Annotated in this window: 15 protein-coding genes and 1 pseudogene; 15 read left to right on the forward strand and 1 reads right to left on the reverse strand. The window is 56.5% G+C overall.

The genetic code is table 11. From position 1 onward, the window contains the following. Positions 1 to 31: 31 nt before the first annotated feature. The 5 genes and pseudogenes from rpsP to L6439_RS29630 all read left to right on the forward strand — a co-directional run bounded on the left by rpsP (position 32) and on the right by L6439_RS29630 (position 3209). The gene (rpsP, locus tag L6439_RS09810) at positions 32 to 304 is read left to right on the forward strand and encodes a 30S ribosomal protein S16 (RefSeq protein ID WP_006676643.1); all 273 of its coding nucleotides are present in this window, start codon (positions 32 to 34) and stop codon (positions 302 to 304) included. Positions 305 to 327: 23 nt separating this feature from the next. After that, a complete protein-coding gene (locus tag L6439_RS09815; RefSeq protein WP_168182982.1) occupies positions 328 to 558 on the forward strand; it encodes a KH domain-containing protein in 231 nt (76 codons plus the stop codon). Positions 559 to 685: 127 nt separating this feature from the next. Then, the gene (gene rimM, locus L6439_RS09820; protein ID WP_168182981.1) at positions 686 to 1204 is read left to right on the forward strand and encodes a ribosome maturation factor RimM; all 519 of its coding nucleotides are present in this window, start codon (positions 686 to 688) and stop codon (positions 1202 to 1204) included. Further along, the gene (trmD, locus tag L6439_RS09825) at positions 1204 to 2040 is read left to right on the forward strand and encodes a tRNA (guanosine(37)-N1)-methyltransferase TrmD (protein WP_168182980.1); all 837 of its coding nucleotides are present in this window, start codon (positions 1204 to 1206) and stop codon (positions 2038 to 2040) included. The genes rimM and trmD overlap by 1 nt, the downstream gene beginning before the upstream one ends. A gap of 788 nt (positions 2041 to 2828) precedes the next feature. Continuing rightward, positions 2829 to 3209: pseudogene (locus L6439_RS29630) on the forward strand (DUF5412 domain-containing protein). A 54-nt stretch (positions 3210 to 3263) separates the two neighbouring features. Here the strand turns inward: L6439_RS29630 and L6439_RS09835 are convergent. After that, a complete protein-coding gene (locus tag L6439_RS09835) occupies positions 3264 to 4544 on the reverse strand; it encodes an alpha-L-fucosidase (protein WP_213470295.1) in 1281 nt (426 codons plus the stop codon). 119 nt (positions 4545 to 4663) lie between these two features. On the opposite strand from L6439_RS09835, the gene L6439_RS09840 reads away from it, so the two are divergent. From L6439_RS09840 to L6439_RS09885, 10 genes are all read left to right on the forward strand, one after another. Continuing rightward, positions 4664 to 5500, forward strand: coding sequence for a helix-turn-helix domain-containing protein (locus L6439_RS09840; protein ID WP_213470297.1), 837 nt, complete (start codon positions 4664 to 4666; stop codon positions 5498 to 5500). Positions 5501 to 5503: 3 nt separating this feature from the next. Continuing rightward, positions 5504 to 6091 (forward strand): RNA 2',3'-cyclic phosphodiesterase, encoded by a 588-nt coding sequence (thpR, locus tag L6439_RS09845; protein ID WP_213470299.1) that lies wholly within the window; start codon positions 5504 to 5506, stop codon positions 6089 to 6091. Positions 6092 to 6382: 291 nt separating this feature from the next. Continuing rightward, positions 6383 to 8248 carry a hypothetical protein gene (locus tag L6439_RS09850; protein WP_213470301.1) on the forward strand — a complete coding sequence of 622 codons (1866 nt, stop codon included), beginning with the start codon at positions 6383 to 6385 and terminating at the stop codon, positions 8246 to 8248. A 391-nt stretch (positions 8249 to 8639) separates the two neighbouring features. Then, entirely contained in the window at positions 8640 to 8981 is a 342-nt protein-coding gene (rplS, locus tag L6439_RS09855) for a 50S ribosomal protein L19 (protein ID WP_213470303.1), read from the forward strand. Between the two features lie 137 nt (positions 8982 to 9118). After that, positions 9119 to 9742 (forward strand): signal peptidase I, encoded by a 624-nt coding sequence (lepB, locus tag L6439_RS09860; RefSeq protein WP_168182975.1) that lies wholly within the window; start codon positions 9119 to 9121, stop codon positions 9740 to 9742. 36 nt (positions 9743 to 9778) lie between these two features. Next, complete coding sequence (ylqF, locus tag L6439_RS09865) at positions 9779 to 10669, forward strand: ribosome biogenesis GTPase YlqF (RefSeq protein WP_213470305.1); 891 nt, start codon at positions 9779 to 9781, stop codon at positions 10667 to 10669. 882 nt (positions 10670 to 11551) lie between these two features. Then, the gene (locus L6439_RS09870) at positions 11552 to 12214 is read left to right on the forward strand and encodes a ribonuclease HII (protein WP_168182780.1); all 663 of its coding nucleotides are present in this window, start codon (positions 11552 to 11554) and stop codon (positions 12212 to 12214) included. A gap of 94 nt (positions 12215 to 12308) precedes the next feature. Beyond that, positions 12309 to 14273: a DNA ligase gene (locus L6439_RS09875; protein ID WP_213470307.1), complete on the forward strand. Its 1965-nt coding sequence runs from the start codon at positions 12309 to 12311 to the stop codon at positions 14271 to 14273. Continuing rightward, positions 14270 to 14590 carry an EscU/YscU/HrcU family type III secretion system export apparatus switch protein gene (locus L6439_RS09880; protein WP_168177888.1) on the forward strand — a complete coding sequence of 107 codons (321 nt, stop codon included), beginning with the start codon at positions 14270 to 14272 and terminating at the stop codon, positions 14588 to 14590. Before L6439_RS09875 ends, L6439_RS09880 begins: the two co-directional genes overlap by 4 nt. Continuing rightward, positions 14583 to 15017, forward strand: coding sequence for a YraN family protein (locus L6439_RS09885; RefSeq protein WP_213470309.1), 435 nt, complete (start codon positions 14583 to 14585; stop codon positions 15015 to 15017). The genes L6439_RS09880 and L6439_RS09885 overlap by 8 nt, the downstream gene beginning before the upstream one ends. Positions 15018 to 15027: the final 10 nt, after the last annotated feature.

Raw genomic sequence — 15027 nt, forward strand, 5'->3', positions numbered from 1 at the left:
CGAACCGAATTCCGTTAAGGAGGTGAAAGTCGTGGCAGTACGTATCCGTCTGAAACGTATCGGTGCTCATAAAGCTCCGTTCTATCGTGTCGTTGTATCTGACTCCCGCTCTCCGCGTGATGGTCGATTCATCGAGGAAATCGGTTACTACAATCCGGTAGCTCAACCGGCAGTCGTTAACATCGACGAAGAAAAAGCGTTGAAATGGCTGCAAACAGGGGCACAAGCTTCTGACACCGTTCGCAACTTGCTTAGCCAAGCTGGCGTCATGAAGAAGTTCCATGAGCAAAAATACCAGAAGTAATCTAACCGTTCGGAGGGTCGCGAATGGAAGAGTTAGTGTATGTTATCGCACGCGCTTTGGTCGATCATCCGGAGGAGGTCCGTGTGAAGGCCGTGGAGAAAGACCATATCATTGTATATGAGCTTCACGTCCATCCTGACGATGTCGGGAAGGTAATCGGGAAGCAAGGTCGAATTGCCAAGGCGCTTCGCACGGTCGTCACATCGGCAGCCGTTACGCTTCCAAAAAGGGTTGCCGTAGACATTATTTCTTAATCATGACGAATCGGGTTAGGATGAGATCCTAACCCTTTTTCGTATAGATGAAGCAGTTGTGATACACTTATAATGCTTGTTGAAGTACCTTTAGGCATACCCGTAATAGCAGGAGGATCGAGACGAGATGTCTGAACAATTGTATACCGTCGGCAAGCTGGTCAATACGCACGGTATTCGCGGCGATGCCAAAATATTGGCAAGCACCGACTTCCCGGAGGAGCGTTTCGCCTCGGGCAGCGAGCTGATTTTGCAGCACCCGGAGACGAAGGAGTCGCTCACGGTCACCGTGGAACGCGCGCGGCCGCAGAAAAATGTCTACATTGTCAAATTCAAAAATTTCGACAACATCAATGACGTGGAGCGTTATAAGGGCTGGAGCCTCTATGTGACCGCCGATCAGCAGAAGGAACTGCCGGAGAACGAATACTACTATCATGAGATTATCGGCTGCCGCGTCGTCACCGACGAAGAGAAGGAACTGGGCGTGATTAGCGAAATTCTGGCCCCCGGAGCGAACGATGTATGGGTCGTCAAGCCTGCGAAGGGCAAATCGATTCTGCTTCCGGCGATTCCGGATGTCATCCTCGATGTCGATATTCCCGGCAAGCTGGTGAAGGTCCATCTGATGGAGGGGCTTCTGTAATGCGCATCGATGTATTGACAATCTTTCCGGAGATGTGCGAGGGCGTGTTCCGCTCGAGCATTTTGGGGAAAGCGCAGGAGAAAGGGCTTGTCACCTTGAATGCGGTCAACTTCCGCGATTATTCCGGGAACAAGCATCAGACGGTGGACGATTATCCGTACGGCGGCGGCGGGGGCATGGTGCTGAAGCCCGAGCCGATCTTCGCGGCCGTTGAAGCGGTAATCGCGCAGGCGGAGGCGGAGCGGGCGCCGCTTCCGCAGGAAGGGCAAGCCGGGGCAGCGGACGGGCCGAATGACCCGAACCGTCAGGAACGTAAGCGCCCGCGGGTCATCTTGATGTGTCCGCAAGGCGAGCCGTTCACCCAGGCGAAGGCGGAGGAGCTGGCGCGGGAATCGCATCTGATTTTAGTCTGCGGCCATTACGAAGGCTACGATGAGCGAATCCGCGAGCATCTCGTTACCGACGAGCTCTCGATCGGCGATTATGTGCTGACCGGCGGCGAGCTGCCGGCAATGGTCGTCACCGATTCCGTCGTTCGCCTTCTGCCGGGCGTGCTCGGCAATGAGTCTTCGGCGGTGACGGATTCTTTCAGCACCGGCCTGCTGGAATATCCGCATTATACGCGGCCGGCTGAGTTCCGCGGCTGGACGGTGCCGGACGTGCTGGTGAGCGGCCATCATGCGAAGGTGGAGCAGTGGCGCAAAGAGCAGTCCTTGCGGCGCACCGTGGAACGGCGTCCGGATCTGCTCGAATCCATCGAGCTCGACGAAGCGGATCGCAAGCTGCTGGAGCGCATCATCGCGGAACGGCAGGACAATGAAGCAAATAAGAACTAGCGCAGAAGAGCACTTCCCGAGGATGTGCTCTTTTTGCGATACTCCTGGCTTCACAGGAGCGACCGCATGCAGGAAAAGCCCGTGAACCAAGGCATGGTTGCCAAAGTTCAGGGGCTTCGATGTGGGAGTAACTTGCGGCTCGCCCGCGTCAAGCTGCGAACATCTTCAGCAGATCGATCAACGGAGGAATAATGGCGCCAATGAATTCCAATACTGCGATGAATATTGTCATATCAATCACTCCCTGATATGATTTCCAAGAAACTGTAATGTTCCTTGTACTCTCTATATCGGCAAACTGTCTCTATTTTTGAACAATTGATACGGAAAAAATGAAAAAAATTGCGGAACCGTTATATACATGAGTACCACGGAATGTTTGTCGAATGTAATTCCTTGCCTTATCTTTGATTTCATAGACACGCACACGTTATTTACAAAGTATCCGCACTCTGCCTAATCCGCCCTGTCTTGATGCATATGAGAAGTTCTCGAAGACTTTGCTGGGAGACAAAAATACCGCATATGGATGGCGGTATCATAAAGTAAGGTGGGGAGGGTCCATGGGATTATAAACTTACATACGGAACTGGCACAAAGTATCCTTTTAGAAGGAAAATTGTTACTGGCGAGTACTTAGGGAATTTACATTACGGTTATGTCGGAAAAGCTCCAGATTTTCTGAAACTGAGTTGTTGGCGGGCGGAGGATTTGCCGCATTTGTTTCTGGGACGTTTTGCTCTATACGATAGCGGCTACTAATCTGATCTACGGGACGTGGCGCATAAATGAAAAAGAAAAGAAGATGGGGCCTGTGGATCACGTTATCTGTCGTATGCCTCGTAGCTATTCATATATACCTCAGCAGTTTTACTCTACTGATATTACCGAAAGGCGACTTAATTGCAACTTCCACATCGCCTGACAATACGTATACGCTGAACGCCTATCTCGTCAATGCGGGAGGGGCTACCGGAGGCTTTGCCATTCGCGGCGAATGATTGAACAATAAAAAAGGAAGCCGCAAAAATATTTATTGGGATTATCACATCGATAAGGCAAAGATGGAATGGCTCGATGACACTCATCTTGTCATCAACGGGAAGACATTGAATGTCGAAAAAGAAACCTACGATTTCAGAAAATACAGAAATCAAACTCCCAAGTAATTACAACGCAATACAACAAACAGACCGCTGGAGAACGCCTCCAGCGGTCTTTTCTTATTCGCCATCCTCCAGCGTCAGCTCGATGACGGTATCGACGTCGTCCGGGAGCTGGGCCGTCGGAATATTAATGAACAGATAATCCGGATAGTCGACCGCATTCCACGGCGTCTGGATGTTGACCTCGGCGCCGTCGGCCAGCAAGCGCGCTTCCTTTACGCGGCCATTCAAGCCCTGCAGCGCGATCGGGCCGATGCCCCGATCCAAAATATGCGCGTACAGCTTATTGCCTTTTTGCGTGTACCGTCCCCATTCCGGCTTGCTCAGGGCTGCCGCCCCGCAGCCATAGATGCTGTCGCCGTTCGCCCGCATCCAGGCTCCGACTTCCGTCAGCACGTCAAGCGATAGCTGCGGAATCTCGCCCTTCGCATTCGGACCGACATTCAGCAGCATGTTCCCGTTCTTGCTCACGCATTCGACGAGGCCGCGAACCACCTGCTTCGGCGTCTTGTAGTCGCGGTCATGCGCGTGATAGCCCCAATGATGATTCAGCGTAATGCACGCTTCCCATGGAATCGGCTTCCCGTCCTCGTTGACGATGCCATGCGGCGGCAGGAGCTGCTCCGGCGAAGCGAAATCGCCCGCATAGATTTCCGGCTCGCGGGCCTTGATGTTGCCGCCCAACCGGTTATCGATCAACACATTCGGCTGCAGCTCGCGAATCATCTTCACCAGCTCGCTCGCCTTCCATTTTTCCCCGGTCATCTCCTCGTAAGAGAAATCGAACCACAGCACGTCGATCGTCCCGTAGTTGGTCAGCAGCTCCTTCACCTGGCCGTGCATATAATCGAGATAGCGGTTGAAGTCTTGCGGGCGATCCTTGAACTCCGCGTTGTCCCGCATCGGATGCTGGCGATCGCCATAGGCCGGGTAGTCCGGATGATGCCAATCAATAATCGAGTAATAGAAGCCGACCTTGATTCCTTCGGCACGGAAAGCATCTGCATATTCGCGAATCAGATCGCGGCCCGCCGGCGTATTCGTCGCTTTATAGTCGGTGAGAGCGCTGTCGAATAGGCAGAAGCCGTCATGATGCTTGGTCGTCATGACCGCGTATTTCATGCCTGCCGCTTTGGCGGCCTTGGCCCATGCCTTCGGATCGTAATTTACCGGATTGAAGCTGTTGAAATATTTCTCGTAATCCTCGACCGAAATGCGCTCGAAGCTGCGAACCCATTCGCCTCGGGCGGGAATCGCATATAATCCCCAATGGATAAACATGCCGAAGCGATCGTGATTGAACCATTGTATACGCTGCTCGCGTGCGGTTAACGTCATCGTGTGTCTCTCCTTTGCCCTTATTTGTCCCCATTGTACGATGGAGCGGTTATAATGAAGATAGAGAGAATTCATTCGTTTTTGGACAAAATTAAGATCATGGAATGGAGCATGCAAGCATGGGAAAGCCGGAGCTGCTGCAGCGCTATCTGGCCAATGTGCGGCTGAGCGTGACCGACGCATATTATACGAAATGCAATCCCGGCTGGCGCGAATCGGATTTTGTGCCGGAATTCAACCGGATGTATCTCATACGAAGCGGAGAAGGGCGAATCGTGATCGACGGAACGGCCTATAATCCCGGACCTGGCCAAATGGTCATCATGCCAGCCCGCGTCCTTCAGTCCTATGGAACGATAAGCGCTCGTACATATGAAAAATATTGGTGCCACTTCACCGCCTTGATGGGCGAACGCCATTTGTTCCAATCGATGCGGATTCCGTACTGCCTTACATTGCCGGAAGATGTGTTCCGGGAGGCGGAGAGCCATTTCGAACGGCTTATCCGGTGCCATGCGGGCGGAGACTGGACGGCGGAGCTGAACAAACAGGCGATGCTTATCGAGCTGCTCAGCTTGTACTTCCGGACGGCGGGTCTGGAACGCATCGATCTGCCTTCGTCCCAGACCTTGGACAAGCTGAATCTGGCCCTGCAGATGATGCACGAGCATCTGTCGGAGCGGCTGAATGTACAGCAGTTGGCGGAACGGGTCCATTTTCACCCGAATTACTTCATTACGTTGTTCCGGGAGCATATGGGGGAGTCGCCGGTTCAATATATGAACCGGATGAAAATCGAGCGGGCGAAGCAGCTGCTGCTCACGACGGCGTTGACGGTAACCGAAGTGGCCGATGCGGTTGGACTGGATGTATATTATTTCTCTCGCTTGTTCAAAAATAGTACCGGATTCAATCCAACGTCGTTCAAAGCGGCGCATAAGACGGAGGCGAAGTGACAGATGATGGCGGATACGGAGAACAAGATGCGGCTGTTTATCGGCGTGCCGCTGGGCGAGCCTGCCAGCGCGGCTCTCGATAACTGGGCGAAGCAATCCCGGAGCCATTGGACATTTTCACGCTGGGTTCATCCTGCGGATTACCATATCACGCTGCAATTTCTTGGCGACACTCCGGAGTCGAAGCTGGGGCCGCTGCTGGAAGGGTTGAACCGGACGGCGGCCCGCAGCGCGCCGTTCCGGCTGGCCTTGGGCGGTTGGGGCACATTCGGCCTCCCCGAATCGCCGCGAGTCCTATGGGCCGCCGTCGCCGGAGATATCGACAGGCTTCATGAACTGCATCATCAGATTCTGGAGACGACCGCACCGCTCGGCTTCATGCCGGAAGCGAGGCCGTACCGGCCCCATATTACGTTGGCCCGCAAGTATAAGGGCACTGCGCCATGGGACCGGAGCATGCTGGAGGCGGATACGAGCGGCGCGGCGGAATGGACGGCGGACCGGTTCTGTCTGTTCCGGACGCATATGCAGGCGGCGCCGATGTACGAACGGCTGGGGGAGTTTCGGTTATCCGGTACTTCCGGTTCATAAAAAAGGGCTGGTTTTCACCCGGAGGACATCCGGGGAAAACGGGCCCTTTTTCACATATATTTACCGGTTTGCCACCTTTATAATAAAAAAGACCTGTCCAACCGGCATTTTTCGCCAGGAACAGGCCTTTTCATGTCTTCGTTGGCGAGGACTGTACCAGACAGGAGGGATGAGACACATTTTGAACAAGCGCGTACACGCCGTAAACTGTCGGGAAAAGCTGTTATCGAACCGGTATGACGATCCTGCGGCCTGCCGCCGTGACTGCCGGAAGGAATGGAGGAGATACGTATGAACAGACTCGCATCTCGGGCTGGTCTGCTGCTGCTTCTCGTATCTGCCGCCCTGATGGCCGGGTTCAAGCAAGCTAACGAACCGCAGCAGGCGACATGGGTATGGCAGGCCGAGCGCATCGTTTCGGAGCCGAAGCAATTATTATCTTTTGCCAAAAATAATCGGATTGATGTACTGTACCTGCATATCCACCCGGATGTTCCGGAATCGGCATACCGCCAATTCGTGCGGGAGGCCGCCCAGGAAGGCATTGAAGTGCACGCGCTGGCGGGCGATCCGGCATGGGCGCTGCCGGAATACCGCGAGCGGATGTTGGCTTTTCTGCACAAAATCCAACATTATAATGCAGAAGCTGCGGAAGAGGAGCGGTTCCGGGGAATCCACCTTGATATCGAGCCGTATGTGCTTCCGCAATGGCAAGAGGACCCGAGCGAGATTATAGATGGGTGGATGGATAACCTCGACGTCTTCCTGGAAGCCGGACGGAAGACAGGCAATCTCGAGTTCGGCGTGGATATCCCGGTATGGTTCGACGGCTTCGCCGGAACAGATTCGTCGGAGGCTTCTTTGGCGGAATCGGTCATGAAGCGCTTTGATTCCACGACGCTGATGGCGTATCGTCACGAGCTGGAAGGAGGGAATGGGATCCTGGCCCTCATTCGCGAGGAGATGGCTATCGGGGATCGGCTTGGCACGAAGGTATTGGTCGGGATCAACGCCAAGCCGATGCCGGGCGAGGAGCATACGACCTTCGCCAATCAAGGGGCCGCGGCCATGGCCGATGCTTTGAAGCAGCTCGGCGCTTCGCTGGCGGGACATCCTTCCTTTGGAGGAACCGCCGTACACGATTACCGCTATTGGTACGACCTGATGGCGCAGCAGCCGGATGTGCCCGATCCGGCGGATCCGGAACCAAAGCCGGAGCCCGATCCTGGCCCAGAGCTAGATCCAGAGCCCGATCCCGGGAACAAGCCTGAACCGGAACCGAACCCCGGCCCGGGACAGCCCGAACCCGCTCCGGAGCCCGATTGGGTCCCGGACGCTTCACTGATTGAACGCGTCAAGCCGATTGTCGGAACCTATATTTGGCGGGCCGAGCTGGCGATTCACCAGCCTGACCAGATCATTGCCTTTGCCCGGGACAAAGGCGTCAATCTGCTTTACGTTCGGTTGGATCTGGAGCAGCCGTACGACGTCTACCGCCCTCTCGTGAAGAAGGCTCATGAGGCGGGCATCGAGATGCACGCCATGGGGGGCCACCCCGGCTGGGCGCTGCAGGAGAATGCGCCGCGGATTCGCAGGCTGATCGACTATGTGAAGAAGTATAACCGCGCGGCGGAAGCCGATGAGCGCTTCCACGGCATCCATCTGGATGTCGAACCGTATGTGATCCCGGATTGGTCGAGCCGAAAGGACGAGGTGCTGCGCCAATGGACAGCCAACATGAAGATGTTCGTGGAGGAGACGAAGCGGAATTCGAATTTGGAGACGAGCATCGATTTGGCGGTGTGGCTGGATCGGACCCATCTCTCTGACGAGCCGGATCTGTCGGTCAGCGAGTGGATGATCCGGACGATGGATCATGTATCGCTGATGGCGTTCCGCAACACGGCCGACGGCTCGAACGGCATTGCGGCCGTTGTCCGCGAAGAGATGCGGATGGCCGATCGGCACGGAAAGCCGCTCATCGTCACCGTCGAGATGAAGCGGAGTCCGGAAGGCGGCCATATTTCCTTTTTCGACAAAGGCAGCGCCGAGATGGAGAAGCAGCTCTCTCTCCTGCCTGAGCTATTAGGCGAGTTCACCGCTTATATCGGCAATGCGGTGCATGCCTATGATTATTGGAAGGAAGCGAAGCCTTGATGCGGCTTTCCTTGGCCCCTTCTGGCCGTTAATCCGTCCAAGCAAGACCACTTTCTCTTCCGGGTATGTTCTTCTTGATGAAGAAAGTGGTCTTCGCTCGTTCAATTCGAGCCTTGAAGCAAGACAGAGAGCAAGAGAGCGGGTTGAAGGGGTTTATTTACGGGAAAACGGATCATACTGAATAATGACCCCGTGTGCCGGACAAGACGCGTTTGCGCAGACAGGCTGAAAATAACCTGAATACATAAATTATTTTCTTGTAATTGGTTGGACGGTATGATAGAATTACTTCTGTTGTTTGGAATACGGTGGTCCTCTATATTCGATGAGGTCGAGCGCATGGGGCGCTCCCGAGATGTATGAACACCTGTGTGGAAGGAGGGAGTCCAAGATGAATATCGTTCAAGCAATTACGCAAGACCAGCTTCGCAAGGATATTCCTAGCTTTCGTCCCGGCGATACTTTGAAAGTATATGTAAAAGTTATCGAGGGATCCCGCGAGCGTGTCCAGTTGTTCGAAGGTGTGGTCATTAAGCGTCGTGGCGGCGGAATCAGCGAAACATTCACCGTTCGTAAGATTTCTTACGGGGTAGGTGTTGAGCGTACGTTCCCGCTTCATACGCCTAAAATCGATAGAATCGAAGTGGCTCGCCGTGGTAAAGTGCGTCGTGCGAAGCTTTATTATCTTCGCAATCTTCGCGGTAAAGCAGCGAGAATCAAAGAAATCCGTTAAGGAACCGGGGGCTTGCTTGACTGCAAGTCCCTTTTGCTATTTTATTCCACGTGAGTGGCCAAAGCTTGCATGTTCGCCTATCGATAGCGTATGATATGACTGCATAGCAGCAATTCGAGGAAAGCGGGGCACTGCCGATGGATCAACACGACCAAATGATGCAACCGAATGCGGCGGAAGAGCCGCCAACCAAAAAGCCGCAAGCGAAAAACGAGCTACTGGAGTGGGTGAAAGCGATTGCGATTGCCGTTGTGCTCGTCGTCATCGTGCGATGGCTTTTGTTTGCTCCGTTTATCGTAGACGGCCCTTCTATGGAACCGAATTTCTGGACGGGCGAGCGACTTATTGTGAATAAAGTACTGTATGATTTCCGCGAGCCGAAGCGCGGGGAAGTGGTCGTCTTCCACGTACCGGAGGAGAATCGCGATTTGATTAAGCGGGTTATCGGCGTGGCCGGGGATACGATTGAGTACCGCGGCGACGATCTGTACGTCAATGGCAATAAGGTTGAAGAACCTTACATACAAGAAGCGCTGGACGAAGCTCATAAAAATGGCGAGCTGTACAATGACCGCGATTTCCCGAATGATCTGATTCAAAAGAACACGGTGCCGGAAGGGCACATTTTCGTTATGGGGGATCACCGGAACAACAGCACGGACAGCCGCATGCTTGGATTTATTTCGCTGAAGGACGTCATCGGAAGAGCGGATGTTATTTTCTGGCCGCCATCACATGCGAAGCTCGTACAACACCATTAGACAGGCAGGAACTGAATCATCAGGAGGTGGATGCCGATGACTATCCAATGGTTCCCCGGGCATATGACGCGCGCCCGGCGGCAGATCCAGGAGAAGCTCAAGCTCATTGATGTCGCCATCGAACTATTGGACGCGCGGTTGCCCATGTCCAGCCGCAATCCGATGATTGGCGACATTTTGCAAAATAAGCCGCGGCTCATTTTATTGAACAAGGCGGATCTCGCCGATCCGGAGATGAATGCGCGCTGGCTGCAGGCGTTCCGCGGCGAAGGGCATGCGGCCCTGGCGATCGACGCCTCGACGGGGACGAATGTCGCCCAGATACCTGGCGAAGCCCGGAAGCTGCTGGAAGAGAAAATTCAGCGCCAGCTCGCAAAGGGAATGAAGCCGCGACCGGTGCGCGCGCTTATCGTCGGCATCCCGAATGTCGGCAAATCGACACTCATCAACAAGCTGGCTGGCCGAAGCGTGGCCGCGACCGGCGATCGCCCAGGGGTCACCAAGGGACAGCAGTGGATTAAGGTCGGCTCTGAAATGGAGCTGCTCGATACCCCGGGTATTTTGTGGCCCAAGTTCGAGGACCAGGAAGTCGGCTATCGGCTTGCGGCGACCGGAGCGATCAAGGATGAAATATTGAACGTCGAAGACATCGCGTTCTATTCGCTCAAGCAACTGGCCGATCAGTACCGGGAGCGTCTCAATGAACGTTACGGCCTCGATATTCCGCCGGAAGGCGGCCGGGAACAAGATGAGATTGTCGAGATAATGGAAGCGATCGGCCGCAAGCGCGGATGTCTGATGGCTGGCGGACGCGTCGATCTGGAGAAAGCGTCAAGCCTCATCTTGCGGGATCTGCGCGGAGGCAAGCTGGGCCGGATTACGCTCGAGGAGCCGTATTCCTTCCTCGTCAATGAGAACGGGAATTGAACGGGAGAACGCCGTATGCGCCGATTCATCGGACGCGCGGCGTTTTTTTGATCTGTGACACATTTTCTGTCTCTACTGCATTTTCCCTGCCGGTCAACCGCATCAAAAACTAGCGTATGGCATAGAAGCCATTTTCCAATCAGTCAAGGGTGAACTCCATGTGTACAGGCTCTTATGAGCACTCTCCCATCGGGTCAGGGAATGTGTATATGTGGGGGGGGGGGCTTATGAGCACTCTCCCATCGGGTCAGGGAATGCGTATGTGTGGGCTCTTATGAGCACTCTCCCATTGGGTCAGGGAATGCGTATGTGTGTGGGCTCTTATGGGCAATCTCCCATTGGGGCAGGGAATGCGTATGTGTGGAGGGTCTTATGACACTCTCCCATTGGGTCAGGGAACTGAGCGTGTGTGGGCTCTTATGAGCATTCTCCCATCCGGTCAGGAAGGCCCGGAGATCTTCTCGTACCCGTACCCTTAGCTCAGAAGGCTGTTCTTGAGCTTCAGTCCATTCGGATAATCGCTTATGGTTAATGAATTTCAAAGAAGGGCGTATGAGATAGACTGACCGAAAGGGATATTGATGAAAAGGATGGGAGTAGAAGATTCGGTTCAACCTGATCAGAGGGGAGACTGGCGAAAAGAGCAGGAATCATGGCTGCTCACAGCTACACAAAAATTGGTGCCATTCGCATGAAGGTGAAACACGCTAGTCCGAATTCGGCACAAAATGACATGTTGTTCCATATGCAGAACATATGTCGTTATTTGGCGTATAGATAGATGTGAAAAAGCACTCGTATCGGGGAGCTCTGCCAAGCGGGACGGATGATGGAAACTAAAGGAAAAACAGGCGAGTGAAGTGCAGGAAGAGGGGATAGGTTATGGGGCAACGCAAGACAGCGGAACCAGAGGCGGAAGCGATTGATCTGACCGCATGGGAGAAGCGGTTATGGGAGGAAGGGCTTCAGTATGTGGCCGGTATTGATGAGGTCGGGCGGGGCTGCCTGTTCGGCGATGTGGTTGCGGCGGCGGTCATACTTCCTGCGGGTATCGTGATTGAGGGGATAAATGATTCGAAGAAGCTATCGGCCAAAAAGCGGGAGGCGCTCTACGAAGAGATCACGGAATGCGCAGTCGCTTGGTCTGTCGCGCAGGTCGACGTGTCGACCATTGATCGCATCAATATTAAGCAGGCTTCTCGCCTGGCCATGAAGCAGGCCGTCGATGGGCTCGGCGTCCGACCAGACATGCTGCTAATCGACGCGGAGCGGATTGATTGCCCGCTGCCGCAGGAAGCGATTGTGAAAGGGGACGCGAACAGCCAATCTATCGCTGCGGCTTCGATTGTCGCCAAGGTAACGCGCGATCGGCTGTGCGCTGGCTTGTGGGACGAGCTCTACCCTGACTATGGCATTGCCGTACATAAAGGATATGCAACGAAGCTGCATCGAGAGCAGCTGGAGCGGCTCGGACCGACACCGATGCACCGCAAGTCGTTCCTGAAGTCGCTCTTCCCGGAGGAAGAGCAGTTGAGCCTGTTCTAGGGATTTGCGATTATAGGGATCTGGTCTGGCTTATATTACGGCCTGAGTTTGCCGATATAGAAATATATTGTTCTTAAGGAACGGGGGTTGGCCAGTGAATATTTCCCAGATGGTGCGCGGCTTGGTTGGGGAGGCGAGACCCGGCGAGCAGCGGACGTTGGAATTGAAAAGCGGCCAGGTGGTGCGCGGCACCGTCGCCAGCGTGGCCGAGAACGGGCGCGAGGCCGTCATTCAAATTAACGGGGTGCCGGTACGTGCTGTGCTGGATACGCCAATGCGCCCGGGACAGACGGCTTGGCTTCAGGTGCAGGGTCAGCAGGCGGACGGCATGATTATGCTGAAGGCGGCTGACGGTCCGGCGTTCGCTCAGCTCCCTTCAATAGAGGAAGCGCTGAAGCAATCCGGTCTTCCGGACGAAGGTTGGGCTAGAAGACTGCTGCACGAGCTGCAAAAGGGCGGTCTGCCGCTGACGAAGGAGCTTGCATCGCGGTTGGCGCAGGCGCTGGCGGCTAAGCCGCCAGCCGTTCCGGCCGAGCAATGGATGCAGGCGGCGGGTCTTGCCTTGCGCCGCCAACTGCCGTTGAGCGGTGAGACGCTGCGCGGCCTGCAGCAGGCGATGTTCGGCAAGCCGCTCAATGATCTGCTTGCCGGCTTTCAGCGTACGGGCGAGGCTGCGCTCGCCCGGAGCGCAGGAGGAACGGCGGGCGGGACAGCTCCTTGGGCTGCTCCGCTTCGGGAAGCACAGGCGCTGGTTCGCGACATAATGGCGTCGCTACCGCGCATGGATTCCGCTTCCGGTGCCGGGCCAAGCAGCCAAGCCCCAGCTCCGGCCACCGCGGGAGGGAACCCGGCGTCGCCGGCCGCGGCTTCAGCTGCGGGTCAATCCGCCACGGGCAGCTCGTTGGCAGGGAATGCCGCCGCGAGCGCGGGCAGCAGACCCGATGCCGGGCAGGCGGGCACAGGCGCTTCGCCAGCGGCATCTGGAGCGGCAGGGCCTACGGCATCAACGGGCACCGCTGCTGCGGGAGGCGAAAGCGCTCCTGGCGGGACGGCAACGGCCGCCAGTGGGCTCGCCCAGGCACCCGCCGCGGGAGGAGGCGCCTGGATTGGGCGCCTTCTCCAACTGCTCGGCGTGCCGCATGAGCAGCAGGTGCATCGCGCGGCCGTCCTGGAGATGACGGCCGCAGGGAGCGGGACGCCGCAAGGCGAAGGCGTCCCGGGACACGGCGCGGCAGCGGAGAGCACCGCCGTCCGGCCGCAACCCGGCTCAGCCGCGCCGCCAGCGGCTGGCGCGGCCGATACAGCGGCGCAGGCTCCGGCGATGCCGGGAACGCCTGCGCCGCCGGAGGCGGCTGCGCGCCCTCAAGCGCCGCACACGCCCGCGCCGGGCGGCACGCCGGGGCAGGCTCCGGCCGCAGAGCCCGGAGCCGCAGCGCGTGCCGCGGCCGCCACAGCGCCGGAAGCGGCTCAGGCGCAGCCGCAGCAGAGCGCGGCGCAGGCGACCGCCGCGCCGGCGGAGTCGCTGAAGAGCGCGCTGCTTCAGCTCCTCCAGAGCGAGACGCTGCCGCCGGCAGTTCGCGAGGCGGCACAGCAGCTGGTCCATCAGATTACCGGCCAGCAGCTGCTGTTGACAAGCGATCGGCAAGCGCCGTTCACGCATGTCACCCTGTTCGTGCCGCTCGTGACGCCGGACGGCCAGCAGACGGCTGCCGTCCATATCCAGTCGCGGCAGAGCCGCCGCGGCGAGCTGGAGTCGGACAACTGCCGCCTCTGGTTCGATCTGAACATGAAGGCGCTGGGACGGACGCTCGTCGACGTTCAGGTCGTAGAGCGGGCCGTGGCGCTACATATTCATCAAGCGAATGAGGGCATCGGTGAATGGCTGGGCGGGTTCCGCGGCGAGGTGGAGGAAGCGATGAATCGGATCGGATATCAGTTATCGGCGTTCCGCATTTTGCCGATGCCGGAGACGAAGACGGACGAGCCAAAGAACCGGACCGGGATTGATATGGACGATTATGCGCTTCAGCCGTACAAAGGGGTAGATATTAAAATATGAAAGACCCGGAAGCATCATCCCGGACAACCGGGCGCTATCAACGGAAGACGGCGGTCGCGCTGTCCTACAAGCCGGAGCAGCATGAGGCGCCGGTTGTCGTCGCCAAAGGGCAGGGGCAGCTGGCCGAACAAATATTGGAGAAGGCGAAGGAGAGCGGCGTGCCGATCCAGGAGGACGCCTCTTTGGTGGAGGTGCTCTCCAAGCTGGACATCGACCAGCAGATTCCGGCCGAGCTGTATCATCTGGTGGCGGAAGTGCTGACCTTCATCTACCGGACCGATCAACGGGCCGAGAAAGGATGGAATCGTCATGAATGAGTTCCGCCGCGGCGCGGGGAGCTTTATGCAGGATAAGCAGACCGGGAAAAGACGGAGCGGCGGCCTCAACCGGAAGGAGAAGGGGGCGGTCGCGGAACGGCTGGCAGCCGAGCAGCTTCAAGCGCTCGGCTATCGCATTATTCACAGGAACTGGCGCTGCCCCATAGGCGAAATTGACATCGTCGCACGCGACGGCAATTGTTGGGTTTTCGTCGAGGTGCGCAGCCGGTACGGCACTGCCGGGGCGGAGGAGGCTGCCGAAGCCATTGACTGGCGGAAGCAGCACAAGGTTAGAGCCGTGGCCGAAGTGTACGTGAACCGTTACCGGCTCCATGAAGCGGAAATCCGCTTCGACGCTGTCGCGGTTGCCTTGGGTCGCGCCCCTTCTTTTCCTCCGGACATTACGGTGTTCCGCAATGCATTTTAATCGATGAGAC

Source organism: Paenibacillus dendritiformis (assembly GCF_021654795.1).
Taxonomy (GTDB): Bacteria; Bacillota; Bacilli; order Paenibacillales; family Paenibacillaceae; genus Paenibacillus_B.

What these genes read in the sequence shown, in the direction of transcription:
- L6439_RS09815 (WP_168182982.1), top strand. Translation starts at nt 328, where the DNA reads ATGGAAGAGTTAGTGTATGTTATCGCACGCGCTTTGGTCGATCATCCG.
- rimM (WP_168182981.1), top strand. Translation starts at nt 686, where the DNA reads ATGTCTGAACAATTGTATACCGTCGGCAAGCTGGTCAATACGCACGGT.
- trmD (WP_168182980.1), top strand. Translation starts at nt 1,204, where the DNA reads ATGCGCATCGATGTATTGACAATCTTTCCGGAGATGTGCGAGGGCGTG.
- L6439_RS09835 (WP_213470295.1), bottom strand. Translation starts at nt 4,544, where the DNA reads ATGACGTTAACCGCACGCGAGCAGCGTATACAATGGTTCAATCACGAT.
- L6439_RS09840 (WP_213470297.1), top strand. Translation starts at nt 4,664, where the DNA reads ATGGGAAAGCCGGAGCTGCTGCAGCGCTATCTGGCCAATGTGCGGCTG.
- thpR (WP_213470299.1), top strand. Translation starts at nt 5,504, where the DNA reads ATGATGGCGGATACGGAGAACAAGATGCGGCTGTTTATCGGCGTGCCG.
- L6439_RS09850 (WP_213470301.1), top strand. Translation starts at nt 6,383, where the DNA reads ATGAACAGACTCGCATCTCGGGCTGGTCTGCTGCTGCTTCTCGTATCT.
- rplS (WP_213470303.1), top strand. Translation starts at nt 8,640, where the DNA reads ATGAATATCGTTCAAGCAATTACGCAAGACCAGCTTCGCAAGGATATT.
- lepB (WP_168182975.1), top strand. Translation starts at nt 9,119, where the DNA reads ATGGATCAACACGACCAAATGATGCAACCGAATGCGGCGGAAGAGCCG.
- ylqF (WP_213470305.1), top strand. Translation starts at nt 9,779, where the DNA reads ATGACTATCCAATGGTTCCCCGGGCATATGACGCGCGCCCGGCGGCAG.
- L6439_RS09870 (WP_168182780.1), top strand. Translation starts at nt 11,552, where the DNA reads ATGGGGCAACGCAAGACAGCGGAACCAGAGGCGGAAGCGATTGATCTG.
- L6439_RS09880 (WP_168177888.1), top strand. Translation starts at nt 14,270, where the DNA reads ATGAAAGACCCGGAAGCATCATCCCGGACAACCGGGCGCTATCAACGG.
- L6439_RS09885 (WP_213470309.1), top strand. Translation starts at nt 14,583, where the DNA reads ATGAATGAGTTCCGCCGCGGCGCGGGGAGCTTTATGCAGGATAAGCAG.